Below are 23,506 nucleotides of genomic sequence, written 5' to 3'. Positions count from 1 at the left end.
GGAGTAGATGATTATGCTAGGAAATTTATTTAATAAACTTAAAGATGGATTATCAAAAACCAAAAATAATTTTACAGAAAAGGTTTCAGAGGTTTTAAATCTAGCCGTAAAAATAGATGAGGATCTATTTGAGGAGTTAGAAGAAATATTAATTACTGCAGATATTGGAGTTGACACATCTTTAGATGTTATAGAAAGAGTTAGGGTAAAAGTTAAAGAAAGAAGGATAACAGATCCTAAAGAAGTATATACTTGTCTTAAAGAAGTATTAATGGAGATTTTAAATGAAGATAATAAAGAAGAAGAAAACATTACTCCAAAAACAGTGCTTGTAATAGGGGTAAATGGTGCAGGTAAAACTACATCAATAGGAAAGATGTCACATAGATTAAAGGAAGACGGTTATAAGGTTTTAATGGCAGCAGCAGATACATTTAGAGCAGCAGCTATTGATCAATTAGAAGTTTGGAGCAATAGAGCAGGAGTAGATATTATAAGACATCAAGAAGGATCAGACCCAGCTTCAGTTGTTTTTGATGCAATACAAGCAGCAAAAGCTAGAAAGACGGATGTATTAATATGTGATACTGCGGGAAGATTACATAACAAAAAGAATTTAATGAATGAGCTTGAAAAAATAAATAGAATAATAGATAGAGAATATGGAGAATCAAAAAAAGAAACTCTATTAGTACTTGATGGTACAACTGGTCAAAATGCTCTTCAACAAGCCAAGCAATTTGCAGAAGTATGTCCTATAGATGGAATAGTAATAACAAAACTTGATGGTACAGCAAAGGGGGGAGTTATAATAGCAATTAAACATCAATTAAATATTCCAGTTAAATTTATAGGAGTTGGAGAAGGAATAGATGATCTTCAAGAGTTTGATGCAGAAAGTTTTGTAGAGGCATTATTTTAATTTTTAAGGTGTTAAGTAAAAGTACTTGACAGGGGTTAATTTTTTTGATATTATCTCTTTTGTGAGTTGGTGATTAATTATGGAGGATAGAATAAAGATATCTATTTTGATGGATTATTATAGAGAGCTTTTAACAGAAAAACAAAAATACGTTATGGAACTTTATTTTAATCAAGATTTATCGTTAGCAGAAATATCCGAACTTACTAATACTAGCAGGCAAGCAATATATGACATAATTAAAAGATGTAATAAATTATTAGTAGATTATGAAAAAAAATTAAATCTTGCTAGGAAAAATAAAGAATTAATAAAAGCAAAACAGATAATAATAGAAAAAATTAATGATTTAGAATATAGTAATAATAAAAATGATTTTAAAAATTCTTTGGAAGATATAAAAAATACTATAGTTCAGTATATTTAGGAGGAGTAATATGGCATTTGAAGGATTAGCAGAAAAACTTCAAGATACTCTAAAAAAGTTAAGAGGAAAAGGAAAGCTATCCGAAAAAGACATAAAACAGGCTATGAGAGAAGTAAAATTAGCCTTACTTGAAGCCGATGTTAATTATAAGATTGTAAGACAATTTGTAAAAACTACAGGTGAAAAGTGTCTTGGTGAAGAAGTTATGAAAAGCCTGACTCCAGGACAACAAGTTGTCAAGATAGTTAATGATGAATTAAAAGAACTAATGGGTAGCACAGAAAGTAAAATAGAATTTTCAAATAAAGGGCTAACCGTTATAATGTTAGTTGGACTTCAAGGTGCTGGTAAAACAACTATGGCTGGAAAGCTTGCTCTTCAGCTTAGAAAGAACAATAAGAAACCATTACTAGTTGCCTGTGATATATATAGACCTGCAGCAATAAAACAACTTCAAGTTGTAGGAAAGCAAATAGATGTTCCTGTATTTTCTATGGGGGATAAAGTAAGTCCTGTGGACATTGCTAAAGCATCTATAGAACATGCTAAAAATAACAATAATAATGTTGTTATTATAGATACTGCAGGAAGACTTCATATAGATGAAGCTCTTATGGAAGAATTAGAAAATATTAAAGGTTCTGTAGAACCAAATGAGATTTTACTTGTTGTTGATTCTATGACAGGTCAAGATGCAGTTAATGTTTCTGAAACATTCAATAATAAATTAGATATAACTGGAGTTATTCTTACAAAACTAGATGGTGATACAAGAGGAGGAGCTGCATTATCTATAAAAGCAGTTACTGGAAAACCTATAAAATATGTAGGCTTAGGAGAAAAAATGAATGACCTTGAAGTATTCCACCCAGACAGAATGGCTTCTAGAATACTTGGCATGGGAGACGTACTATCTTTAATTGAAAAAGCTCAAGAAGCTATAGATGAAGAAAAAGCTAAAGAGCTTGGAGATAAGATGTTAAATTTAGAATTTAACCTAGAAGATTTTAAAGATTCCATGGCTCAAATGAAGAAGATGGGACCTCTAACTAAGATTATTGAAATGATACCAGGAGTTAATTCAAAACAACTTCAAGGATTAGATTTAAGTAGAGGGGAAAAAGAAATTAAGAAAATAGAAGCAATGATTGATTCTATGACTTTAAAAGAAAGAAGAGATCCAAATCTTGTTGCAAGTTCCCCATCAAGAAAAAGAAGAATTGCAAATGGATCAGGCTGTAATGTTCAGCAAGTTAATAAGTTATTAAAAGATTTTCAAATGATGAAAAAGATGATGAAACAAATGAAAAATCAGCAGAAATCTTTTAAAAAAGGTATGTTTGGAAATTTTCCATTCATGAAATAGATACAATATTAAAAGGAGGTGAAATACATGGCAGTTAAAATTAGATTAAGAAGAATGGGTGCTAAAAAAGCTCCGTTTTATAGAGTAGTTGTTGCTGATTCAAGATCTCCAAGAGATGGAAGATTCGTTGAAGAAATAGGATATTACAATCCAATATCTGAACCAAAAGCAATTAAAATAGATGAAGAAAAAGCTATAAAATGGGTAAAAAATGGTGCACAACCAACAGATGTTGTTAAGAGACTTTTCAAAGAAGCAGGAATAGATGAAAAGCTTTCTAAGTAGTAACCAGGGGGTGTAGTAGATGAAAAATTTACTAGAAATAATTGCTAAAGCATTAGTTGATGACCCAGATATGGTTAGTGTTAATGAGATTATTGGTGAACAATCAATAATTCTTGAGTTGAAAGTTGCCCAAGAAGATATGGGAAAGGTGATTGGAAAGCAGGGAAGAATAGCTAAAGCTATTAGAACTGTTATAAAGGCAGCAGCTGTAAAAGAAGATAAAAGAGTTGTTGTTGAAATTATCTAATTACATATACATTTACAAAAAAGAGTTAGGGGAATATCCTAACTCTTTTTTAGAATACTAAAAAAAGGGGTATAGATATATTATGGAACAGTTTTTAGCTGTAGGCAAAATAATAAATACTCATGGTATTAAAGGTGAAATAAAAGTAATGCCATCAACTGATAATGTTGAAAGATTTAAAGAACTAAATGAAGCTTATATAGATGGTAATATTGTAGAAATAGAAGGCTGTAAGTTTCAACCGGGTAAAGTTATTTTAAAAATAAAAGGTATAGACTCTATAGAAGATGCTCAAAGATTAAAAAATAAGTATATAAAAGTAAGTAGAGAAAATGCTGCAACGCTAGATGAAGATTGTTACTATGAAGCTGATATTGTAGGATGTACAGTATATGATGAAAATGAAAAACAATTAGGTAATATAGATGAAATAATACACACAGGAAGTAATGATGTTTACTGGATTAAGGGACCAAATGAACTTTTAATACCAGCAATAAAAAGTGTTATAGTAGATATAGATGTAAACAATAAAAAAATCATAATAAAACCATTGGAAGTATGGCAATGAAGATAGACATCTTAACATTATTTCCTGAAATGTTTGATATTTTTAATCATAGTATTATAGGTAGAGCCATTGATAAGGGAATCCTAAAAATACAGTCTCATAATATAAGAGACTATTCAATGAACAAACATAAAAAAGTAGATGATTATCCATATGGCGGAGGAGCGGGCATGGTCATGACTCCACAACCTATAGTAGACTCAATAAAAGATTTGAAAATAAATAATAAAGGAAAGGTTATATTTTTAGGTCCTAGAGGGAAGACTTTTAATCAAGAGATTGCAAAAACACTTTCAAAAGAAAAAGAACTAATCTTTATATGCGGTCATTATGAGGGAATAGATGAAAGAGTCTACAAGTATATAGATGAAGAAATTTCATTAGGAGATTTTGTATTAACTGGAGGAGAAATGGCATGTATTCCTGTAGTAGATAGTATTTGCAGGCTTGTACCAGGAGTGTTATCATCAAGTGAAAGTTATATGGAAGAGTCATTTTATAATGGACTTTTAGAATATCCTCAGTATACTAGACCTGAATGTTTTGAAGGAGAAAATGTGCCTAAAGTTTTACTATCTGGACATCATGATAATATAAGAAAATGGCGTAGATATAAATCACTTACTATTACTAAAACTAGAAGGCCTGATTTGTTTAAACAAATAACTTTATCTAAAGAAGATAAGAAATTATTAGAAATTTATAGTAAAGAGTAGAGATTAATATATTATTTTATTATAAAATAATATATTGAACAAATTATATATTTATGGTAGAATAAAGTCTGTGCTAGTACGGGCGGTCCTCTGTCTATAGTACACAATATACATAGAGTACGAACGTCAAAGAAAATATAAGGAGGGAAAGCACATGTTAGATATAATAAAAGCTATCGAAGCTGAACAAGTAAAAACAGATATAACTGAATTCAACGTAGGAGATACTGTTAGAGTTAATGTAAGAATTAAAGAAGGAAACAAAGAAAGACTTCAAGCTTTCGAAGGAACAGTAATAAAGAGACAAAATGGTGGAATTAGAGAAACTTTCACTGTTAGAAGAGTAGCATACGGTACTGGTGTTGAAAGAACATTCCCAGTAAACTCTCCAATGCTTGAAAGCATCAAAGTAGTAAGAAGAGGTAAAGTAAGAAGATCTAAACTTTACTACTTAAGAAATAGAGTAGGTAAGGCTGCAAAAGTTAAAGAAGCTCTTAACAGATAGTAAAATTGGGACTTTATAGTCCCTTTTTTTTATACAATATAAATTGTTTAATTCAATTTATTAGGAGGAGTTTAGTATATGGCGATAAATTGGTTCCCAGGACATATGGCAAAAACCAGAAGAGAAATAAAAGAAAATTTAAAATTCGTAGATGTAGTAATAGAAATTAGAGATGCTAGAATAGTAAAATCTAGTGCTAATCCAGATATAGATAGTATATGTAACAATAAATCTAGAATTATATTATTAAATAAAAGCGATCTTGCAGAAGAAAAAATAACTAGACAGTGGATTGAAAAGCTATCTAATGATTCTGTAAAGGTTCTTAGTGTTAATTGTGTTACAGGAAAAGGATTAAATAATATAAAGCCTACTATAAATGAACTACTTAAAGAAAAACATGATAGGCTAAAATCAAAGGGCATGGTTAACATAACAACAAGAGCTATGGTTGTAGGTATACCCAATGTAGGAAAATCTTCATTTATAAATAAAATGGCTAAAAATAATACTGCTAAAGTTGGAGATAGACCAGGTGTTACTAAAAATAAACAATGGATTAAAACAAAGATGGGTATTGAGCTTTTAGATACTCCTGGAGTTTTATGGCCTAAATTTGAGGATGAAAGTGTTGGATTAGATTTAGCATTTACTGGTGCCATTAAAGATGAAATAATGGATATAGAAACTTTAGCTTTTAAATTAATAGGTAAGCTTCAAGAAGAATATCCAGAAAAATTAATGGAAAGATACAAATTAAATTCACTAAGTGAAGATACATTAGAGAATATGGACAGTATAGGAAGAAAAAGAGGGGCTGTAATCTCTGGAGGAAATATAGACTATAATAGAGTATCTGTTATGATTTTAGATGAATTTAGAGGTGGAAAATTAGGTCCTATATCGTTAGAAAGGCCGTGATATATATGAATATAGGTAACATGAAAGCTACAGATGTAAAAGCTTATATTTCTAATATATTAAAATCTGAAGATAAAAGTATAGATTATGAAGCCTTAATAAGAACATTAGAAGACGATAATAGAGTAACTGTAAAAAATTTAGGAAAAAATGTTATTAAGTTTCTTGAAAATAGAAAGAAAGAAAGAATTCGTGTAAGAAATATGTATGAGTTTGATAAAAAATATATTAAAAGTGGTACATATTTAGCTGGGGCGGATGAGGTAGGAAGAGGACCTCTTGCAGGGCCTATAGTAGCAGCTGCTGTAGTATTAGATTTAGATATTATAAATGATGAGAATTTAATACTTAGAATAAATGATTCTAAAAAAATAAGTTTTGAAGTGAGAGAAGAACTTTCAAAAATTATAAAGGAAAGAGCGGTTAGTTACTCTATACAAGAGATAAGCAGTGAAGAAATAGACGAAAAAGGAATTGCTTGGTGTAATAATGAAGTCTTAAAAAGATCAGTATGTAATTTAAAAGTAGATCCTGATTTAGTATTATCTGATGGATATAAAATAAAAAATTGTACTATAAATAATGAGTTTGTTGTAAAAGGAGATGCGAAAAGTGCATCTATAGCATGTGCATCTATCATTGCTAAAGTATATAGAGATAATTTAATGATAGAGTACTCTAAAAAGTATCCAGAGTATATGTTTAATAAAAATATGGGATATGGTACAAAAGAGCATATAGAAGCTATAAAAAAATTTGGATGTACAAAAATCCACAGAAAAAGTTTTTTAAAGAATATTTTAAATACATTTTAATAAAAATAATAAACTACTACTTGAAAATTAAGTAGTAGTTTATTATTTTTATTAAAATATCAAAAGGCATTTTCTATAAAATTTATAGAATAATCATTGCTATATTTATTTAATATAATTTCTATTACATTAAACTTAAAGTTATTTTTAAATAATTTATTTATGTATATATAAAATTTAGCTGTATTTCTTATCTTTTTTATTTTGGTAATGGTAACAGATTCACAAGGAATGCCAAAAGAATAGTTATAACGGGTTTTTACTTCTGTAAAGCATATATAATTATTGTGACTACTGATTATATCTATTTCGCCACTTCTGCATCTAAAGTTTTTAGTTAAAATTTTATGACCTTTAGATACTAAAAAGTTTTCAGAAATATGTTCTCCATAAGATCCTATAGGTTTGTTAAAGTTATACATAAAAGTCCTCCTTTATATTATGATTTTTGACATAGTTTATAGTAATTAAACACAAGTAAAAGATATTATGTATTTAAATATAGTTTACATAATCAAAATTATGTATTTAGAAATAAAAATGTAAACCATAAAAAATTTTAAAAACATTATATTAATAAATTATTTGTCAATAATCTAAAAAGAAGAGGTGATTGTATGGTTACAAAAATAAAATCAGCTACTTTTACAGGAATAAATGGAACTATTATAAATGTAGAAATAGATATTTCAAATGGACTACCGGCATTTAATATAGTAGGAATTCCTGATATTGCTGTTAAAGAATCAAAGGAAAGAGTAAGAGCTGCAATAATAAATTCTGGATTTGAATTTCCAATGAGAAGAATAACAATTAATTTAGCACCAGCTGATTTAAAAAAAGAGGGTTCACTATTAGATCTACCTATAGCTATAGCTATATTATTAGCTAGCAATCAGATAAAATGTGACAATGTTGAAGAATTTTTATTTATAGGAGAACTATCTCTTTTAGGTGAATTAAAAAAAATAAGAGGATCTCTACCTATTATAATAGATGCAATAGAAAATGGATTATCAAACTTTATAGTGCCTATGGATAATGCAAATGAATGTGCTTTCGTAAATGATGCAAAAGTTTTCCCATTTGAAACATTAAGTCAAGTTATTGAATTTCTTAAATATAGAGATCTTATTCCATATAAATTTGAAGAAAATAAAAAAATATTAAAAGATAATTTGGATTTTTCAGATGTACTAGGCCAAGAAAGCTGTAAAAGAGCTATAGAGGTAGCAGCTGCTGGAGGACACAATATACTTATGTTTGGTCCCCCAGGATGTGGAAAGACAATGATAGCTAAAAGAATTCCAACTATACTTCCAGAGTTAAGTTATGAAGAAGCATTAGAAGTTACTAAGATTTATAGTATATCTAATAAATTAAAAGATAATAATGGATTGATATATGAAAGACCTTTTAGAAGTCCACATCATACTGCATCTCAGGTTTCATTAGTTGGAGGTGGAAATAAGCTAATGCCTGGTGAAATTTCATTAGCTCATAATGGAGTATTATTTTTAGATGAAATACTAGAATTTAATAGAAAAACCCTAGAAGTTTTAAGGCAACCCCTTGAAGACAGAGTTATAAAAATAAGTAGAGCCAGTGGTGCTGTGGAATATCCTAGCAATTTTATGCTTGTTTCCAGTATGAATCCTTGAACGTGTGGTTTTCTACTTTGATAAAAGAGTACTTAATATCTAAACTTGCACTCTTAGTATTATTTTCTTCAATAGTATTAACAGTAATTTTATCTAATAGTGTTTTTACTATTTGTCTTTTATCTTCAAAAGAGATATTATCTTGATTAATAATTAGTTTCATGCTTTTTAACATCTCATCAACTTTAGTGTAATCGGGAATATCGTACATTTCATTTAATTTATGATTAATAGCATTTAAATTATCTTGTATAGCATTAAATTCTTTTTGTATTTTAGATAATTGGATTTCAACATCATTCGCAGTTATTATTCCTTTTCTAAATAAATCTAATATAGATTGTTTTTCAGTTTCTTTAGCTCTTAAATTTGTTTCTAGAAGTTCTTTTTGATTAATTAAATCTTGCTTATTAGAGTCCTTAGTTTTTAAGTTTTCCTTTAAAATATTTATAGTTTCACCTGGATTATTTATAAATTCAGTTATGTCATTCCATATCATATTTTCTATATATTCTCCATTCAAATTCTTAGATGTACATTTACCAAATGGACCATTGTATTTAATTTTACCGCCACATACATAGTAGTAATTACTGTGTTTATATTTAGCTCCTACATAATTGCAACCGCATTTACCACACTTAATTAATCCTTTCAATAAATAATTTCTTTTGCGATTCCGAGTAGCTTCTATTATATTATCTTTTATTACTCCTTGTGCTTTGTTCCAAATATCTTCTGTAATTATAGCTGGAACTTCTCTAGTTATAATTTCTCTTTTCTTTTGGGATCGCTTACCGTATTCATGCACACCTTTATATGTTGTATTATGCAACATTCGCAATATACTAGAAGGACTCCAAATGCCAGAAACACTTACTTTTCTTTTACCTTTTAATATTTTTCTATTATCTTTTTTATAGCTTGGAGGAATGTTTAAGGAATTTAGGTAGTCGGCAATTTTTATACAACTCATATTATTTTCAGTTGCAAGACTAAAAATTAATTTTACAACATCAGCTTCACTCAGATTTATTTCAGATATTATATTATTATTTACCTCTAAATATTTATCTTCATTAACAAAATAGCCATAAGGAACAATTCCTCCAAGCCATTTGCCTTCCTTTGCTGCTCTATTAGCACCGAGCCACATACGTTCTAAAATTGTGGACCTTTCTAAGTCAGCTACGCCTGCAAGCATAGTTATCATAAATCTGCCAGAGGGGGATGAGGTATCAAATGGTTCGGTCATAGATTTAATTTGCACATTTAATTCTTCTAATAAATGTATAGAGTTTAATGTTATCCTAGCAGACCTACCAAGCCTATCTAATTTGTATAAAAGTAATGTATCAAATTTATTATTTTTAGCATCTTTTATAAGTTGCTTTCCTTGTGGTCTATCTTCTAAGGGTATAGTACCAGAAACACCATCTTCTTTATATATCTTAAACAACTTAAGTTCATGTAAATCACAATATTTCTCAGCAAAAGAAATTTGATTTTCAATTGTTTTTCTTTCTTGTTGGTCTTCTGTAGATACTCTACAGTATACAGCTATCATTTTTACTACTCCTTTCTTAAACTTATGTTCGATTAATGATTATAAATTTGCTAGTTGCTTTAAAACTCTTACAGGAACTTCTACAGAATTAGCAATTTTTTTAATAGTCATTTCTTATAAATATAACTATAGTTGCAGCAAAGATAATAAGATATTGTTTATCTTATTATCTTTATTAAATTAGAATGGTATATTATTATCATCAATATCAGATGCAACTTGTTCCACAGCATCTCTATTTAGTTCTTCTAATGTCTTATTGGTTTTCCAATCTCTTAATAATCCTTGAGTATAAAAAGTAGTAGGCTCACCACATTTTTCACAAAATCTAGCATTACCAGGAGAAATCATTCCACATTCATCTTTAATTTTAATAGTATAACCATACTCGTTTTGCTCCCAAATTCCATGATCATTAGTGCATTTATTTATTAAATAAGTGCCGCATATTCTGCAATAGACTCCATCAGTTAAGAATTGCTCATTTTCACAGTTAGGACATTTTAAAGCTTTACCATTACTATTTAATTTAAAACCATCATTATAAATCATTTTTCCATCTCCTCTTATTAATTTTTCTCCACATATAGGACAATATTTTGCAGTTTCGGAAATAAATCCATAACCACAATTTAAACAATTTTTTTTATAAATAAAATCATGAAATTGGTAAATAATTTTTATATCAGAACAATTCATGTATTTACGTTTTTTCCATTTTAAATATTCTTTATATCTATAAATAGATGCTTCTTCTGATAATTTGCAAATATTCATTATATCAATATTATTTTTTATATTTAATTTATGTAAAATTACTGGGTTGGCTAATAACAAAGATGCAAATCTATTTGCTTCAACTTCCATCCATCTATATTCATCATCAGTTAATGTATTCCTAAATATTTTGGTTTTATTACTTATGATATGATGACACAAAAAAATATGACCAAGTTCATGAGCTAATGTCCATCTTCTTCTTGCAGGTTTTTTATAATAGATATTTAAATCATTATAAAAAACCAAATATCTATTTTTTTTAAAATTATATATAGTGCAGCCTTCAGCAGAGCCAAAATGTTGTATTACTTCAGTCTCTGTTAAATTGTATTTTTTCATATGATTGCTATAAGAAACAACTCTACAGTTCTTAATTTTTGAAAAAATATTAATAAGATTAATTGGATATGAATTTATACCTAATTGTATAAATAGGTTATTTACTGTGTTTTTTATAAATTTATATCTAGTCCTCCTCATCATCAAAATAATCCTCAAAAGAAGCTTCTAAAATTTTCATCATTTTTTCTTTATCTTTTAAAGGCATTTTATTTCTAGCTCTTTCAATTCTGCGAATATCTTCATCAAAGCTCTCACTAGTTGAATCTTTAAAGGAGCTGTCAAAAAACTCATTTACTGATATATTAAGTGCATCTGCAAGTTTTTGCAAAGATTCAGCTTCGATTTTTCTTTTACCATTCTCCATTTTACTTATTGTTGATTGTGGAATTCCAGTTAATTCAGATAATTCATAAGTAGTTATATTTCTACTAATTCTTAATTGTTTTAATTTTTCATAAGGTTTCATTTTTATCTCCTTTCTAAAATGGAATCTAAAATATTTGTTAATTCTATTTTAGAATAATTCAATTTTAGAATTATGTCAAGGATTTTAAAGAAAAACAGAGTAAAGAAGAGTTATTTTTAAATAATAATTCTAAATTAGAATTGAAATATAAGTAAATTAATTCTATAATGTAATTAATTCGAAAATGGAATTGGGGTGAGAAAATGAAAGTCGGATACAGAATTAAAGAAATTAGAGAGAACTTAGGGGTATCTCAATATGAATTAGCCAAATCTATCAAAATACTAAATCAATCTCAAATTTCTAAGATTGAAAATGAAAAAAGAGGATTAAAAGCTGATGAATTAATGGCAATTTCTAAAGCATTAAAAATTTCAATAATTAAACTGATTGAGGAAAATAAGGAGGACAAGCAATGAATAATTTACAGATTTTTAAGAATGAGCAACTTATACCATTACAAGAAAATGATAATGGTGAGATTTTAGTAAGTGGTAGAGAATTACATGAGTTTTTAGAAGTTAAGACAAGATATGATATTTGGTTTTCAAGAATGAAAGAATATGGATTTATTGAAAATCAAGACTTTATAGCTATTGTACAAAAAAGAACAACAGCTCAAGGTAATGAAACTACGTATACAGATCATGCTATAAAGTTAGACATGGCAAAAGAGTTAGCAATGATACAACGTAATGAAAAAGGTAAACAAGCAAGACAATATTTTATAGCAGTAGAAAAAGCCTGGAATAGTCCAGAAATGATTATGAAAAGAGCTTTAGAAATTGCTAATAGAAATGTTGAAAGTTTAAAACTAGAAAATGCTCAAAAAGAAAAACAACTTAAGGAGCAAAAACCCAAAGTATTATTTGCAGATGCAGTAAGTACAAGCCATACGTCAATATTAGTTGGAGAACTAGCAAAGATTTTAAAACAAAATGGAGTTGATATGGGACAGAATAGACTATTCAAATGGCTTAGAGATAATGGCTACTTAATTAAGAGAAAAGGAACTGATTACAATATGCCAACTCAATACAGTATGGATTTAGGATTATTTGAAGTTAAAGAAACCTCAATAACTCATAGTGATGGACATATAAGTATCAGTAAGACACCAAAGGTTACTGGAAAAGGTCAGATGTATTTCATAAATAAGTTTATTGAGAATGAAGTACTACAAGAAGTGGCTTGCAGTAGATAGGAGTGTTAGTAATGGCATATAGGACAGATTGTTATGTAGTTAATAAAAGTTACAAATTAGATAAAGAAAAGGTTAAAAAAGCATTTCAAATAATCTTAAATGCAAAAATAAAAGAAGAATTAGAAAAAGATAAAAGCACATCTAAATAATATAGAGTTTAAGCATTTCAACAGTGCCGCAACGGCAAGTAGTACAAGCTCCAACTTAAATCCTGTTGGTTCTAAAGGTAAATAAAAAAGATAAGGAGTTGAATTTCAATGAACAAATTAGTAAATGTAAAAAACAAAGATGGACAACTTGTAGTAACTAGCAGACAAATAGCAGGAGACTTTCAGAAAAGACATTCTCATGTAGTTGAAGCTATTGAAAATAAAATTAAAAGTTTAACTACCGAAAATTCGGAGGTCGAAATTTCAAAGTTATTTATACCAACATCATTTAATCATAATGGAAATGAATATAAAGAGTATTTATTAACTAGAGATGGATTTACTTTTATAGTTATGGGGTTTACAGGAGCAAAGGCTGATGCATGGAAATTAAAATACATTGAAGCATTCAACAAAATGGAGAAAGTATTAAAGACTAAGCAGTTAAGTCCAATGGAACAGTTAAAACTTCAATATGAAGTTATAGAAGAACATGAGGAAAAGTTAAGCAGTATAGAAACTAAAGTTAATAAATTAGAAAACAGTATGACTATAGACTATGCACAACAAGAAGAATTGAGCTCGTTGGCTAGAAAAATTGTAGTACAAGCTTTAGGTGGTAAAAATACTCCAGCTTATAAAGAATTAAATAAAAAAGCTTTTAGCACATTATGGAGAGATTTCAAAAGAATAATGCAAGTCAATAGTTACAAGAATACATCTGTAAAACAGTTTTATAGAGCAAAGGATTTGATAAATAATTGGAAGCCTAACAGGGAACTTGAACTTATGATTAAGGGTGCTAACTCACAAATGAGTTTTTAAAAGGAGAAATAGAAAATGAAGCATTTAAAAAGATTGTCTAGAAATCAGAAGAAAGCATTAAGTAGCTTAGGACTAGAATCAAAGCATTATTTAAGACTTACACAAGATGGGCAATATTTTGTTCCTGTAGATATAAGAACAATGAAAGTTTTACCACCAGTTAGATACTAAGGAGGGGATTACATGCTAAAGGCAATACTAGAAAGGAGATTTAATAGACGTTTAACTAAAGAAGAATTTGAATCAATTGCAAAAATGGTTACAGATGATATTAAGTTTAACAGAATTAATTTTAAAAAGTGTACAAGCTTACATGAAGTATTAAATATTGCAGAAATAAGTTTATTCATTTTAAAAAAGTATAAATGTGCATGAAGGGAGGTGAAAGAATGTATCTAGAAAATTTAGTTGCATTGCATATAGCAATAGAAAAACATTACACACCGGAGATGGCATTTAGATATTTAGATAAAGTTTTGGAGGGAGAAGCTAATCCAAGAATACATCAAGTATGGACTAATAAGGACCTTGAAGATATAAAGAAGTTTAGAGCACAAGGATTAAGCTTTAGTAAAATAGGTGAGCTGTATGGTACAACAGCACAAGCAATTTTTAAAGTTCTTGATTATAAAAAAAAGAGCTGCGCCAACAGCTCAATAAAAAGTATTTAAAAAATTCAAACAACTACAGTATAAAGAAAATAGGAGGATTTGTAAAGATGATGAATGCATTATTAAAGAATGAGATAAAAGAAATGAATGAGGTTATACAAGAGCAGGTTACTACTTTTAAAGTAGATAGTTTAGAAAGTGCGAACTGGTGCTTTAGAAATATAAGGGCACTTAAAGAGCAAATAGAAACCAATAAAGCATTAGCAGATGCTGAAAGATTTAGAATAGATTCATGGGAAAAGAAAGAAAATGAAGGTGCTTTAAATAGTATAAGTTATTTTGAAAGTTTAGTAACAGAATATTTTAAGGAAGAAAGGACTAAAGATAATAAGTTTAAACTTAGTACACCTTACGGAAAAGTAAGCAGTAGAAAAATTGAAAAATATAATTGGGATGATAAAGAAGCATTGCTTAATTATTTAAAAGAAAACAAACAAGATAAACTTATAAGAGTTACGGAAGAAATAAATAAAACAGAGTTTAAAAAAGTTTATAAACATGGAATAAATAAAGAAACGGGTGAAATACTTCCAGGAGTAATTGTTGAAGAAAAGGAAAGCATTTCTGTAAAAGTTGAGTAGGAGGAAAAGGTATGGGAGTATATGAAAAATTACTTAGAGTACAAAGTGAGCTCAAAGCTCCTAAAAGTCAGTTTAATAAGTTTGGCAACTATGCTTATAGAAACTGTGAAGATATATTGGAATCAGTTAAACCTTTATTGCTAGAGAATAAGCTATCTTTAACAATAGCGGATGAAATATTACTAGTAGGTGACAGATACTATATAAAAGCTACAGCAACTGTTGTAGATATTGAAACAGGAGATAAAGAAAGTGTTAGTGCATTTGCAAGGGAAGAAGAGAATAAAAAGGGAATGGATGCAAGTCAGCTTACAGGTAGTACAAGCTCATATGCTAGGAAATATGCACTTAATGGATTATTTTGTATAGATGATACTAAGGATTCTGATACAACTAATACAGGCTCAAAGACAAGTAATAAAACTAGTGGTAAAAAGTTAACTCAAGCACAACTAAAAAGACTTTATGCAATAGCAGGTGCGGCTGGATATGATGCTAATGTAATAAAGAATCAAGCATTAAAGAAATATAATGTTCAACATTTAGAGGACTTGACAAAATCTCAATATGATGAATTATGCGAAGGATATGAGAAGTTGAAGAAATAGGAGGGATAAAATGTTATCAGAAAAGCTAAGTATAGCATTAAGTGATTTTATAGAAGCAGCAGAAAAGCAGGAAGATTTGATAAGAGAGAAAGACAAAGATATACAAGCTATAGTTTCAGAATGTGAAAGAGCATTAAGAGAACCTAATATATACAAAGATATACTTAGTAACATTGTAGAGGAATATAAACAAGCATTGTAGGAGGAAGTCATGGCAGAAGGATGGATTAAGATTTATAGAAACATACAAGAACATTGGATATGGCAGGATCCACAAAAGTTAAAATGGTGGCTAGATATCCTCCTTCTAGCCAATCATAAGGATAATAAATTTTTATTAGGCAATGAATTAATAACTATTGAAAGAGGAGAACACCATACATCAGAGCTAAAATTGGCTGAAAGATGGGGTGTATCAAAAACAACTGTTAGAAAGTTTTTAAAATTACTTGAAAGTGATAACATGATTGAATTAAAAAAGTCAAAAAAGGGTACCACCTTGAAAGTCACTAATTACAATGATTATCAAGACTTTTCAGAAGGAGAAAAAACCATAAAAAAACCACAAAAAAACCATAGCATAGACCATAAAGAAACCATAAAAGAACCATACGCTATACCACAAAAGAACCATGAGGTATACACAAACAATAATGAAAAGAATGATAATAATGAAAAGAATGATAAGAATGAAAAGAATGATAATAAGAATAAATATATGTCTGATTCAAATGAATACAGACTAGCCGAATATTTGTACAAACATATTAAAGTTAATAATCCAAATGCTAAAGAGCCTAATTTTCAAAACTGGGCAAAAACATTTGACTATATATTAAGAATAGATAAAAGAGATTTAGAAGAAGTGAAGCAACTTATAGTATTTTGTCAAAAGCATAGTTTTTGGTATAAGAACATATTAAGTGCAGATAAGTTCAGGAAGCAATATGAAAGACTACTACTAGAAAAGAATGATAGTAAAAAAGTTAAATATGAAAATAAAGTATATGGTAACAAAATGGACGAGTTCAACAATCATCCGCAGCGTAACTATGATTTTGACGAACTGGAAAAGAAGCTGCTAGGTTGGGATCAAGAAGATACTCAAAAATAGTAAATTGTGAAGGAGGGAAATATTTTGGTAGCAAGTGAATATAGAATAGGTAAGCGATTAAGACATAAAACAACTAAAGAAATTCTAGAAATACAAGAAGTTAATGGAATGAAGATGTGGGTAAATCTAAGGGGAGATATTTTCGATTGGGTAGATGAAGATCTCTATATAGATTTAGATTATTATGCTGATTAGATAAGTTCAAAATAATAAAGGAGTACGAAGTATGGACATTAACTTTTGGGTAGAGGAAGTAGCAAGATTATATTTTGATGGATGTTCAGTATTAGAAGCTATTGAGATAGTTAAAAGTATTATGATTAAAATTATATAAAAGGAGAAGTGAATTATGGCTGATAAAAATTCTATCCTAATAAGTCCAGCAGAGGGCATGAGGGTTTTAGGTGTAGGAAGGAATACTATGTATGGTGATTTGTTAAAAAGAAAAGATTTTCCTTGCATGAAGATAGGAAAAAAGCATTTTATAAACCGTGAGCTACTGCAAGAGTGGGCAAATAAACAATGTATTAAAAAAATAAGGAAGTAGGATATATAAGGCTATCAAATGGTATTGCTGTAAGTTTGTATTATTATTTGATAGTCAGTTAAAAACAAAGAAGGTGATGAAGTTGGCTAAGAATGATGGGAAGAAGTTTGAGGAAGATTTTAAAAAGTCAGTTCCAGAATGGTGCTGGTGCAATAGATATAAAGATGGTACTGCAAATTTCAAAGGAGATAAAAATGAAAATGTAAGATTCCAGGCTCATAACATATGTGACTTTGAAGTGTTTGCAAAAGATAAATTGTTTCTATTAGAGCTTAAGAGCTATCAAGGTGTAAGTATTCCGTTAAGTGGAATAAGAAAAAATCAACTTCAAGGGATGATAAAGGCTAGTAGATATAAAAATGTAATACCTTATTTTTTACTTAATTTTAGGGGTGTCCAACGAGTTTATGCAATAAAGGTACAAACACTCTATGAGTTCATTAAAACAACCACAAGGAAGTCAATACCAATTAAATTTTGCATAGAGCATGGTATAGAAATACCTAGTGAACAAAAAAGGACACGATTTAGGTATAACTTAGAGATTTTATTTACTGAACAAATTGAAGAAAGTGAAGTAAAGGAAAGCAAAGGGTGGAAATACAAAGAGCTTAAGTTAGGAGTATAGATATGAACAAATATATTGCTGAAGGTCAAATAAGTATCTTTGATATACAAGTAACGAAAGCTGCTAAGAAAATAACAGAAAAGCCTAAAAATGTTATGGAAACACATGAAAAAGTTACAGAAAGTATAGATTTAAGTACAGTTTTAGAAAAGTATAAGTATATGGATAACTTATCAAGAATCATTAAATATTGTGGTGGAAGTTACGGAATAGAGCTTATTGCTCCAGGAGGATTCAAAACTATATATGTAAATAAGCAAGGTATTGAAGAGTTTAAGTTTGATAAAAGAATCAATGTGTTACCTATGGACCAGGTGCTTTATTATAAACACGAATTAAAAATAAATGAGCTACAAGAAGATAGATTAAAGACTATTAAAGAGAAGTATAGGGACCTAAGAGAAATTAGACGTAAAGGTGATGAAAATATAATAGTAGAGTTGGAAGATAAGGTTATTAGCATAAATCCTCTAGGGTGGATATTAGAGTTTAACAATGTACGAGCTATATATTCACAAAATGAGGTCATACAAGAGCAAAATAAAGAATCAGAAGCAATTGATATAAAGCAGATGCAAAAGAGCGTTAAAGTTGGAGACAGAGTACAAGCATATAGAAGTAAATCAGAAATTATAACAGGAGTTATTACTAGAGAATATGGACTTGCAAATGAGATATTAAATATTTCATTCAAGAGAGGAGAGGTTGGAGTAGCTACGGCTATAGGAAGAAGGCAAATTATTAAAATATTAGAAGTGGGGGCTTAAAGTGAAGGAGTCATTAATTATAGTAGTGGCAATACTTATTGTTGCTGCTGCTGTAACTATATTAAGAATTGAGAAATAGGAAGTAAATTCTTATGAAAATTATAATTATGAATGCTAATAAGAGTGATTGGTATTCAAGTAAATTAGGTAAGATTTATGAAGTTAAGAAAATAAATAAATTCAGTTACACTACTAAAGCTGGTGAAGTAAGCAAACGTGATGCCCAGGTAATTGAGAGGTGAAAGGAAAGTTATAGCTAAGTACTAAAAAAGAACTGAAAATAGACATAAGCTATATCTAAAAAGATTGAAAATAGGAGAAAAATTATAATAAGTGTTGTTTGTTCTTTGAAAATTGAATAATACGGTAGAAAATAGAATTAAAAATTTTTTTATACATGATATAATTGATAATATATAGTTTAAATTGAAAAATATAACACAGTAAATTATATAACTAGGATTTAAATTTAAAAAGTTTAATGATTATATATTAAATTTATTAAAGGTTAAATAATTTAAAATATAGTACACTAAGGAGGCAAAAATGTTATATAAGGATCATAAAAATATAAAGGTAGATGTTAATGATAATGAAATAACTTTTAAAGATATTTATAATAAAGATTATTTTCCAATAGAATATGAATCACAAATAAAAAGGGCAAATGTTTTATTGATACCTATAGAAAAATTTAAGGATTATAACTCTCCAGTATTTCCAGAGGGAACGCAAGAGTTTTTTGAATATATAAAAGAAAAATCAGTAGGTACAAAATTAGTTCCGGATATATGTATATCAGACAATAATTACAAAGAATTAGAACTTCATTCTAGTGTTATAAATTTGTGTGAAATTATAGTTAAGCAAGCTGTTTTGTCAATTATTACAAGTATGATTGGTTCATATTTTTATGAAAAATTAAAACAAACAAAAGATACAATACGTGGAACAGTAAAAATAACTGTTGAATGTGATGGTGAATCTAAAAAAATACAATTTGAAGGAAACATTGAGGATTTTGAACGAACAGTAGACTCAATTTCTAATAAATTTTTTGATAAATAAGGTGAGTTTCATGAATTTAGAAAATATTATACTAAATTTAAATAACAAAAAAGGTTTAATAGATAAAGATATTATTAATAATTTACAAGAGTTAAAACAAATTTATGTTAGACAAAATGATCAAAATAAAGCAAAAGAAATATGGTGTATACAGCAAGTTATTAAAATTAAAAATCATTATATAAATGCATTCAATAATCTTAAAAAGAAAAAATATTTTGAAGCATGGAAAGATTATGAAAGGGTAGAAGTTGAATTTACATTTTTAAGAAGACATTTTAACTATTCTAATAATCTTTATAATTTAGAATTTATAGAATGTTATTCAAGAAAATTTCAAAAACTGTTTCCTTATGTTCTTTTCATGAGTCGTGAATCAATAATAAAAAAGTCAAAATGTTCAATTTGTGGTAAAGAAATATCTTTGCGGAAATCATGTGGACATAAAATCGGTGAAATTTACAATGGAGAAATGTGTTTTAGAAATGTAGTTGATATGGAGTTTTTAGCCATGGCTATTGTTAAAAATCCAGCAGATAAGTTTGCAGTATTGTTTCTAAAAGACAAAGAATATGATTATTCTATGCTACAGAACTTAATAAATTATTTAGATAATCCTTATGACAAATGGGACTTGAAAATATTAAAAGAACTAAATCCTAAATATAAAAACGTGGGACGAAATGAAAAATGTCCTTGTGGATCACAAAAAAAATATAAAAAATGTTGTTTAAAAAATGATAATGATAAGATAGAACATTATAAAATTGTACTTTATGATAAAGCTAAAAAACAAAGCATTCCTAAAACTTTGAAAGAATAAAATTAATTTTAAATACCGTATTATTCAGAAAAGAATAATCGGTATTTTTTTATCCAAAATTAAGAGGTGATATAAATTATGGCAAAAGACTATAGAAGACTACAAGCCAGAGAAATGCTTAATTCCTATTTAGTGTGGAAAGGTGATATAGAAAATATACAACTTGAAATAGAAGCTACAGAAAATGATTATGATATACAAGCTATGACTTTTAGTGAAAGGACTTGTGAAACTTTTAAAATAAATAGAGAGTTAGAAAATAGAATTATTAGTAAAGCAGATAAGATTAAACAATTAAAAAAATTAAAAAAAATGTATGAAATTAATTGTAACAAGATAGAAAATGCTTTTAATTCATTGAAATCTGAATTTGAGAGAAGTGTAATAGAACTACGATACATGAAAGCACCAGTTGGAACATGGTATATAATTAGTAAACAGCTTGGATTTAGTATGGTAGCCTGTCAGAAAGCAGAAGAAAGAGCAATAATAAACATGATGCCACTTTTAATTAAATAATTGTTGTATATAAAATATATACTTTATATATATCCTATATATAGATTAAAAATGATATAGTATTAATATAGAAAAAGATAACACAGCAGGGACACTGTAAATCTTAGCTTAGGCACTCGGAAACGGGTGTCTTTTTTGTGTGAATTTAATATAATAATATAGAGAATATTAAAAATAAAAGCTTGATGAAAAACATCAAGCTTTTATTTTGAGATATAGGATCTTTACGTTGGAATAAAAGTTCCTAGTTTAATCTAGTGTTTATGCAAATAATAATAAGTGAACAATATCATTGCTGATAAGATTAAAAAATATACGTCGGTAGATTTAATAATTCTATCCGTTGAAAACACTAACTTAGTTATAAAAGTACTTATCAGACTAGTTACTATAGGATTAATATACCCTTTTATATTAGTCCTAATTTTTTTGCTTATTATTTTGCCTTTATAATTATTTTTACGGTAGCTTCTTTTTTTAGTGTTTTTCATAGAATTAGCTTTCTTAAACATATTAGCATATTTATGAAAAATAAAAGAAACTAACACGTTAAGACCTCCTTTCAAAGATAATTCCAACGCAATTTCATTATAACATTTTTTGGAAAATATTTAAATTAATATATTCTGAATTAAACTAGGTTAGTTTTAATTTATTACTAATTTTTAAAATATGATTAAATGGAGGTGGCATTGTGAAGCTAACACCAAAACAGAAGGCATTTGCTGACTATTATATACAGTTAGGCAATGCCACAGAAGCAGCAATAAAAGCTGGATATAATAAGAAGACAGCAAGGCAAATAGGAAGTATGAACTTAACAAAAGTTGACATTAAAAACTATATACAAGAAAGAATGACGCAATTAGAAGACAAACGCATAGCAAAAGCAGAAGAAGTGCTTCAATATCTTACTAGAGTTGTTAGAGGTGAAGAAAATGAACCTTTAGCAGTTCAAGAGCAAGAGCCAGTAATAGGAGAAGATGGTAAGAAAAAAGGCTATAGAACTGTAACTAAAGTCATTAATATAGGACCTAACATAAAAGATAGAAATAAAGCCGCAGAACTCTTAGGAAAGAGATATAGATTATTTACAGAAAAAGTTGAAGTTGAAGGGAATGTAGGGATAGAGATAGTAGATGATATAGATGAATAAGCAAATAGTAAAATTAAAATCAATAATAGCACCCAGTTTTCATCAAGTTCATAGAGATATTAAAAAAGGACTTTATACTCATCATTGGCTAAAGGGCGGTCGTGGTAGCACAAAGTCCTCTTTTATTTCTATTGAAATTATATTTAATATGATGAAGGATTCAAAGCAAGGCAAAGTTACTAATGCAGTAATTTTTAGAAGGGTAAAAGATACTTTAAGAGGGTCTGTATTTGAACAGATGTTATGGGCAATAGAGAAACTTAAATGTGAGAGTGAATGGGAAGTTAATTATTCACCGTTAAAGTTAACATATAAACCTTTAGGAACTGTAATATTATTTAAAGGTGCTGACAATCCTCTTAAAATGAAATCTATTAAAGTTGCCAAAGGATATATTAAATATATTTGGTATGAAGAAGTAGATGAATTTGAAGGTTACGATAAGATAAGAAATATTAATCAATCTCTTATGAGGGGTGGCCCAAAGTTTTGTGTATTTTATTCTTTCAACCCACCAGAAAGTCAAAGAAATTGGGCGAATATGGAGGTGTTAGAAACAAGAAAAGATAAGTTGGTTCATCATAGCAATTATTTAGGTGTTCCTAGAGAGTGGCTAGGGAAACAGTTTATATTAGAAGCTGAACATCTTAAGAAAGTAAATCATCTTAAATATGAACATGATTATTTAGGAGCAGTTACTGGAACTGGTGGAGAGGTATTTACTAATGTAACTATACGAAAAATAACTGATGAAGAAATAGCAAGCTTTGATAGAGTACATAGAGGTTTAGACTTTGGTTATGCTAGTGACCCATTACACTATACAGTAAATCATTATGATAAAACTAGAAGAAGATTATATATATTCTATGAAATTCATAAGGCTGGAATGAGTAATAGTTCAGCAGTAGAAACTATAAAACAAGAAAATAAAAGTAATAACAGAATTGTAGCAGATAGTGCTGAACCTAGAACAATAGCAGAATTTAAAAAATTAGGATTAAAGATTATTGGAGCAAAGAAGGGTCCAGATAGTGTAGAGCATGGTGTTAAGTTTTTACAGGACTTAGAAGAGATAATTATTGATAAAGAAAGATGCCCTAATACTGCTAGAGAGTTCTTAGGTTATGAACTAGAAAAAGATAAAGAAGGAAACTTTAAAGCAGAGTTCCCAGATAAAAATAACCATAGTATAGATTCTATTAGGTATTCATTAGAAGATGAAATGAAAGCTAAGAAATGGCTAGTGTAGGAG

The 23,506-nt window shown here is 28.4% G+C and carries 35 protein-coding genes and 1 pseudogene; 32 read left to right on the top strand and 4 right to left on the bottom strand.

What is annotated here, in order from left to right; genetic code table 11:
- Positions 1–13 precede the first annotated feature (13 nt).
- The 10 genes from ftsY to NT01CX_RS06560 all read left to right on the top strand — a co-directional run bounded on the left by ftsY (position 14) and on the right by NT01CX_RS06560 (position 6,775).
- Complete coding sequence (gene ftsY / locus NT01CX_RS06605; protein ID WP_011722287.1) at positions 14–922, top strand: signal recognition particle-docking protein FtsY; 909 nt, start codon at positions 14–16, stop codon at positions 920–922.
- 79 nt (positions 923–1,001) lie between these two features.
- The gene (locus NT01CX_RS06600) at positions 1,002–1,349 is read left to right on the top strand and encodes a putative DNA-binding protein (RefSeq protein WP_011722286.1); all 348 of its coding nucleotides are present in this window, start codon (positions 1,002–1,004) and stop codon (positions 1,347–1,349) included.
- Between the two features lie 10 nt (positions 1,350–1,359).
- Positions 1,360–2,715 (top strand): signal recognition particle protein, encoded by a 1,356-nt coding sequence (ffh, locus tag NT01CX_RS06595; protein WP_011722285.1) that lies wholly within the window; start codon positions 1,360–1,362, stop codon positions 2,713–2,715.
- Between the two features lie 27 nt (positions 2,716–2,742).
- Positions 2,743–3,000: a 30S ribosomal protein S16 gene (rpsP, locus tag NT01CX_RS06590; RefSeq protein ID WP_011722284.1), complete on the top strand. Its 258-nt coding sequence runs from the start codon at positions 2,743–2,745 to the stop codon at positions 2,998–3,000.
- 19 nt (positions 3,001–3,019) lie between these two features.
- Positions 3,020–3,247, top strand: coding sequence for a KH domain-containing protein (locus tag NT01CX_RS06585; RefSeq protein WP_003368285.1), 228 nt, complete (start codon positions 3,020–3,022; stop codon positions 3,245–3,247).
- Positions 3,248–3,329: 82 nt separating this feature from the next.
- Positions 3,330–3,818 (top strand): ribosome maturation factor RimM, encoded by a 489-nt coding sequence (rimM, locus tag NT01CX_RS06580; protein ID WP_011722283.1) that lies wholly within the window; start codon positions 3,330–3,332, stop codon positions 3,816–3,818.
- Positions 3,815–4,534: a tRNA (guanosine(37)-N1)-methyltransferase TrmD gene (trmD, locus tag NT01CX_RS06575; protein ID WP_039238446.1), complete on the top strand. Its 720-nt coding sequence runs from the start codon at positions 3,815–3,817 to the stop codon at positions 4,532–4,534. The genes rimM and trmD overlap by 4 nt, the downstream gene beginning before the upstream one ends.
- Positions 4,535–4,688: 154 nt before the next feature.
- Positions 4,689–5,039 (top strand): 50S ribosomal protein L19, encoded by a 351-nt coding sequence (rplS, locus tag NT01CX_RS06570; protein ID WP_011722281.1) that lies wholly within the window; start codon positions 4,689–4,691, stop codon positions 5,037–5,039.
- Positions 5,040–5,117: 78 nt separating this feature from the next.
- Positions 5,118–5,960, top strand: a complete 843-nt coding sequence (gene ylqF, locus NT01CX_RS06565) for a ribosome biogenesis GTPase YlqF (protein WP_011722280.1) — start codon at positions 5,118–5,120, stop codon at positions 5,958–5,960.
- 20 nt (positions 5,961–5,980) lie between these two features.
- The gene (locus NT01CX_RS06560; protein WP_039238449.1) at positions 5,981–6,775 is read left to right on the top strand and encodes a ribonuclease HII; all 795 of its coding nucleotides are present in this window, start codon (positions 5,981–5,983) and stop codon (positions 6,773–6,775) included.
- A 59-nt stretch (positions 6,776–6,834) separates the two neighbouring features.
- Here the strand turns inward: NT01CX_RS06560 and NT01CX_RS06555 are convergent, their stop codons facing one another.
- Positions 6,835–7,197 carry a YraN family protein gene (locus NT01CX_RS06555; protein WP_011722278.1) on the bottom strand — a complete coding sequence of 121 codons (363 nt, stop codon included), beginning with the start codon at positions 7,195–7,197 and terminating at the stop codon, positions 6,835–6,837.
- A 195-nt stretch (positions 7,198–7,392) separates the two neighbouring features.
- On the opposite strand from NT01CX_RS06555, the pseudogene NT01CX_RS06550 reads away from it, so the two are divergent.
- A pseudogene (locus tag NT01CX_RS06550) lies at positions 7,393–8,433 on the top strand (YifB family Mg chelatase-like AAA ATPase); the annotation flags it as partial.
- On the opposite strand, the gene NT01CX_RS06545 reads toward NT01CX_RS06550, so the two are convergent.
- From NT01CX_RS06545 to NT01CX_RS12080, 3 genes are all read right to left on the bottom strand, one after another.
- Positions 8,408–10,003, bottom strand: a complete 1,596-nt coding sequence (locus NT01CX_RS06545; RefSeq protein WP_011722276.1) for a recombinase family protein — start codon at positions 10,001–10,003, stop codon at positions 8,408–8,410. The pseudogene NT01CX_RS06550 and the gene NT01CX_RS06545 sit on opposite strands and share 26 nt — an antisense overlap.
- 180 nt (positions 10,004–10,183) lie before the next feature.
- Positions 10,184–11,122 carry an ImmA/IrrE family metallo-endopeptidase gene (locus tag NT01CX_RS11965; RefSeq protein ID WP_187146691.1) on the bottom strand — a complete coding sequence of 313 codons (939 nt, stop codon included), beginning with the start codon at positions 11,120–11,122 and terminating at the stop codon, positions 10,184–10,186.
- 127 nt (positions 11,123–11,249) lie between these two features.
- Complete coding sequence (locus tag NT01CX_RS12080) at positions 11,250–11,591, bottom strand: helix-turn-helix domain-containing protein (RefSeq protein WP_011722274.1); 342 nt, start codon at positions 11,589–11,591, stop codon at positions 11,250–11,252.
- Between the two features lie 203 nt (positions 11,592–11,794).
- On the opposite strand from NT01CX_RS12080, the gene NT01CX_RS06530 reads away from it, so the two are divergent.
- The 21 genes from NT01CX_RS06530 (at position 11,795) to NT01CX_RS06445 (ending at position 23,503) form a co-directional block, all read left to right on the top strand.
- Positions 11,795–12,010 (top strand): helix-turn-helix domain-containing protein, encoded by a 216-nt coding sequence (locus NT01CX_RS06530; RefSeq protein ID WP_011722273.1) that lies wholly within the window; start codon positions 11,795–11,797, stop codon positions 12,008–12,010.
- A complete protein-coding gene (locus NT01CX_RS06525; protein WP_011722272.1) occupies positions 12,007–12,795 on the top strand; it encodes a phage antirepressor KilAC domain-containing protein in 789 nt (262 codons plus the stop codon). Before NT01CX_RS06530 ends, NT01CX_RS06525 begins: the two co-directional genes overlap by 4 nt.
- Positions 12,796–12,806: 11 nt before the next feature.
- Complete coding sequence (locus NT01CX_RS12295; RefSeq protein WP_011722271.1) at positions 12,807–12,944, top strand: hypothetical protein; 138 nt, start codon at positions 12,807–12,809, stop codon at positions 12,942–12,944.
- 108 nt (positions 12,945–13,052) lie between these two features.
- The gene (locus NT01CX_RS06520) at positions 13,053–13,769 is read left to right on the top strand and encodes a phage antirepressor Ant (RefSeq protein WP_011722270.1); all 717 of its coding nucleotides are present in this window, start codon (positions 13,053–13,055) and stop codon (positions 13,767–13,769) included.
- A 15-nt stretch (positions 13,770–13,784) separates the two neighbouring features.
- Complete coding sequence (locus tag NT01CX_RS12290; RefSeq protein WP_011722269.1) at positions 13,785–13,940, top strand: DUF6906 family protein; 156 nt, start codon at positions 13,785–13,787, stop codon at positions 13,938–13,940.
- Positions 13,941–13,952: 12 nt separating this feature from the next.
- Positions 13,953–14,144: a hypothetical protein gene (locus NT01CX_RS06515; protein ID WP_011722268.1), complete on the top strand. Its 192-nt coding sequence runs from the start codon at positions 13,953–13,955 to the stop codon at positions 14,142–14,144.
- 14 nt (positions 14,145–14,158) lie between these two features.
- On the top strand, positions 14,159–14,440 hold the full coding sequence (locus NT01CX_RS06510; protein WP_011722267.1) for a hypothetical protein: 282 nt from the start codon (positions 14,159–14,161) through the stop codon (positions 14,438–14,440).
- Between the two features lie 47 nt (positions 14,441–14,487).
- A complete protein-coding gene (locus tag NT01CX_RS06505; RefSeq protein WP_011722266.1) occupies positions 14,488–15,021 on the top strand; it encodes a host-nuclease inhibitor Gam family protein in 534 nt (177 codons plus the stop codon).
- Positions 15,022–15,032: 11 nt separating this feature from the next.
- Positions 15,033–15,629 (top strand): ERF family protein, encoded by a 597-nt coding sequence (locus NT01CX_RS06500; protein WP_011722265.1) that lies wholly within the window; start codon positions 15,033–15,035, stop codon positions 15,627–15,629.
- A 10-nt stretch (positions 15,630–15,639) separates the two neighbouring features.
- A complete protein-coding gene (locus NT01CX_RS06495; RefSeq protein WP_011722264.1) occupies positions 15,640–15,831 on the top strand; it encodes a hypothetical protein in 192 nt (63 codons plus the stop codon).
- A 9-nt stretch (positions 15,832–15,840) separates the two neighbouring features.
- Entirely contained in the window at positions 15,841–16,743 is a 903-nt protein-coding gene (locus tag NT01CX_RS06490) for a GntR family transcriptional regulator (protein ID WP_011722263.1), read from the top strand.
- A gap of 24 nt (positions 16,744–16,767) precedes the next feature.
- Positions 16,768–16,938, top strand: a complete 171-nt coding sequence (locus tag NT01CX_RS12285) for a hypothetical protein (RefSeq protein ID WP_187146690.1) — start codon at positions 16,768–16,770, stop codon at positions 16,936–16,938.
- Between the two features lie 154 nt (positions 16,939–17,092).
- Positions 17,093–17,290 (top strand): helix-turn-helix domain-containing protein, encoded by a 198-nt coding sequence (locus NT01CX_RS06485; protein ID WP_011722260.1) that lies wholly within the window; start codon positions 17,093–17,095, stop codon positions 17,288–17,290.
- 76 nt (positions 17,291–17,366) lie between these two features.
- Complete coding sequence (locus tag NT01CX_RS06480) at positions 17,367–17,918, top strand: Holliday junction resolvase RecU (RefSeq protein ID WP_011722259.1); 552 nt, start codon at positions 17,367–17,369, stop codon at positions 17,916–17,918.
- A 2-nt stretch (positions 17,919–17,920) separates the two neighbouring features.
- Positions 17,921–18,685, top strand: a complete 765-nt coding sequence (locus tag NT01CX_RS06475; RefSeq protein ID WP_011722258.1) for a hypothetical protein — start codon at positions 17,921–17,923, stop codon at positions 18,683–18,685.
- A gap of 107 nt (positions 18,686–18,792) precedes the next feature.
- Positions 18,793–18,927: a hypothetical protein gene (locus NT01CX_RS12530; protein ID WP_256995286.1), complete on the top strand. Its 135-nt coding sequence runs from the start codon at positions 18,793–18,795 to the stop codon at positions 18,925–18,927.
- 304 nt (positions 18,928–19,231) lie between these two features.
- On the top strand, positions 19,232–19,753 hold the full coding sequence (locus NT01CX_RS06470) for a hypothetical protein (protein ID WP_011722256.1): 522 nt from the start codon (positions 19,232–19,234) through the stop codon (positions 19,751–19,753).
- Positions 19,754–19,763: 10 nt separating this feature from the next.
- Positions 19,764–20,576 carry a YecA family protein gene (locus NT01CX_RS06465; protein WP_011722255.1) on the top strand — a complete coding sequence of 271 codons (813 nt, stop codon included), beginning with the start codon at positions 19,764–19,766 and terminating at the stop codon, positions 20,574–20,576.
- Positions 20,577–20,654: 78 nt separating this feature from the next.
- Complete coding sequence (locus NT01CX_RS06460) at positions 20,655–21,095, top strand: hypothetical protein (protein WP_011722254.1); 441 nt, start codon at positions 20,655–20,657, stop codon at positions 21,093–21,095.
- Between the two features lie 694 nt (positions 21,096–21,789).
- Positions 21,790–22,251 carry a terminase small subunit gene (locus NT01CX_RS06450; RefSeq protein WP_011722253.1) on the top strand — a complete coding sequence of 154 codons (462 nt, stop codon included), beginning with the start codon at positions 21,790–21,792 and terminating at the stop codon, positions 22,249–22,251.
- Positions 22,244–23,503: a PBSX family phage terminase large subunit gene (locus NT01CX_RS06445; RefSeq protein ID WP_011722252.1), complete on the top strand. Its 1,260-nt coding sequence runs from the start codon at positions 22,244–22,246 to the stop codon at positions 23,501–23,503. Before NT01CX_RS06450 ends, NT01CX_RS06445 begins: the two co-directional genes overlap by 8 nt.
- Positions 23,504–23,506 lie beyond the last annotated feature (3 nt).

Source organism: Clostridium novyi NT, assembly GCF_000014125.1.
GTDB lineage: Bacteria > Bacillota > Clostridia > Clostridiales > Clostridiaceae > Clostridium_H > Clostridium_H novyi.
This window is presented reverse-complemented; position numbering and strand designations above follow the sequence as displayed.

Coding starts and splice junctions, on each gene's coding strand:
- ftsY (WP_011722287.1), top strand. CDS start 14: ATGCTAGGAAATTTATTTAATAAACTTAAAGATGGATTATCAAAAACC.
- NT01CX_RS06600 (WP_011722286.1), top strand. CDS start 1,002: ATGGAGGATAGAATAAAGATATCTATTTTGATGGATTATTATAGAGAG.
- ffh (WP_011722285.1), top strand. CDS start 1,360: ATGGCATTTGAAGGATTAGCAGAAAAACTTCAAGATACTCTAAAAAAG.
- rpsP (WP_011722284.1), top strand. CDS start 2,743: ATGGCAGTTAAAATTAGATTAAGAAGAATGGGTGCTAAAAAAGCTCCG.
- NT01CX_RS06585 (WP_003368285.1), top strand. CDS start 3,020: ATGAAAAATTTACTAGAAATAATTGCTAAAGCATTAGTTGATGACCCA.
- rimM (WP_011722283.1), top strand. CDS start 3,330: ATGGAACAGTTTTTAGCTGTAGGCAAAATAATAAATACTCATGGTATT.
- trmD (WP_039238446.1), top strand. CDS start 3,815: ATGAAGATAGACATCTTAACATTATTTCCTGAAATGTTTGATATTTTT.
- rplS (WP_011722281.1), top strand. CDS start 4,689: ATGTTAGATATAATAAAAGCTATCGAAGCTGAACAAGTAAAAACAGAT.
- ylqF (WP_011722280.1), top strand. CDS start 5,118: ATGGCGATAAATTGGTTCCCAGGACATATGGCAAAAACCAGAAGAGAA.
- NT01CX_RS06560 (WP_039238449.1), top strand. CDS start 5,981: ATGAAAGCTACAGATGTAAAAGCTTATATTTCTAATATATTAAAATCT.
- NT01CX_RS06555 (WP_011722278.1), bottom strand. CDS start 7,197: ATGTATAACTTTAACAAACCTATAGGATCTTATGGAGAACATATTTCT.
- NT01CX_RS06545 (WP_011722276.1), bottom strand. CDS start 10,003: ATGATAGCTGTATACTGTAGAGTATCTACAGAAGACCAACAAGAAAGA.
- NT01CX_RS11965 (WP_187146691.1), bottom strand. CDS start 11,122: ATGAAAAAATACAATTTAACAGAGACTGAAGTAATACAACATTTTGGC.
- NT01CX_RS12080 (WP_011722274.1), bottom strand. CDS start 11,591: ATGAAACCTTATGAAAAATTAAAACAATTAAGAATTAGTAGAAATATA.
- NT01CX_RS06530 (WP_011722273.1), top strand. CDS start 11,795: ATGAAAGTCGGATACAGAATTAAAGAAATTAGAGAGAACTTAGGGGTA.
- NT01CX_RS06525 (WP_011722272.1), top strand. CDS start 12,007: ATGAATAATTTACAGATTTTTAAGAATGAGCAACTTATACCATTACAA.
- NT01CX_RS12295 (WP_011722271.1), top strand. CDS start 12,807: ATGGCATATAGGACAGATTGTTATGTAGTTAATAAAAGTTACAAATTA.
- NT01CX_RS06520 (WP_011722270.1), top strand. CDS start 13,053: ATGAACAAATTAGTAAATGTAAAAAACAAAGATGGACAACTTGTAGTA.
- NT01CX_RS12290 (WP_011722269.1), top strand. CDS start 13,785: ATGAAGCATTTAAAAAGATTGTCTAGAAATCAGAAGAAAGCATTAAGT.
- NT01CX_RS06515 (WP_011722268.1), top strand. CDS start 13,953: ATGCTAAAGGCAATACTAGAAAGGAGATTTAATAGACGTTTAACTAAA.
- NT01CX_RS06510 (WP_011722267.1), top strand. CDS start 14,159: ATGTATCTAGAAAATTTAGTTGCATTGCATATAGCAATAGAAAAACAT.
- NT01CX_RS06505 (WP_011722266.1), top strand. CDS start 14,488: ATGATGAATGCATTATTAAAGAATGAGATAAAAGAAATGAATGAGGTT.
- NT01CX_RS06500 (WP_011722265.1), top strand. CDS start 15,033: ATGGGAGTATATGAAAAATTACTTAGAGTACAAAGTGAGCTCAAAGCT.
- NT01CX_RS06495 (WP_011722264.1), top strand. CDS start 15,640: ATGTTATCAGAAAAGCTAAGTATAGCATTAAGTGATTTTATAGAAGCA.
- NT01CX_RS06490 (WP_011722263.1), top strand. CDS start 15,841: ATGGCAGAAGGATGGATTAAGATTTATAGAAACATACAAGAACATTGG.
- NT01CX_RS06485 (WP_011722260.1), top strand. CDS start 17,093: ATGGCTGATAAAAATTCTATCCTAATAAGTCCAGCAGAGGGCATGAGG.
- NT01CX_RS06480 (WP_011722259.1), top strand. CDS start 17,367: ATGAAGTTGGCTAAGAATGATGGGAAGAAGTTTGAGGAAGATTTTAAA.
- NT01CX_RS06475 (WP_011722258.1), top strand. CDS start 17,921: ATGAACAAATATATTGCTGAAGGTCAAATAAGTATCTTTGATATACAA.
- NT01CX_RS12530 (WP_256995286.1), top strand. CDS start 18,793: ATGAATGCTAATAAGAGTGATTGGTATTCAAGTAAATTAGGTAAGATT.
- NT01CX_RS06470 (WP_011722256.1), top strand. CDS start 19,232: ATGTTATATAAGGATCATAAAAATATAAAGGTAGATGTTAATGATAAT.
- NT01CX_RS06465 (WP_011722255.1), top strand. CDS start 19,764: ATGAATTTAGAAAATATTATACTAAATTTAAATAACAAAAAAGGTTTA.
- NT01CX_RS06460 (WP_011722254.1), top strand. CDS start 20,655: ATGGCAAAAGACTATAGAAGACTACAAGCCAGAGAAATGCTTAATTCC.
- NT01CX_RS06445 (WP_011722252.1), top strand. CDS start 22,244: ATGAATAAGCAAATAGTAAAATTAAAATCAATAATAGCACCCAGTTTT.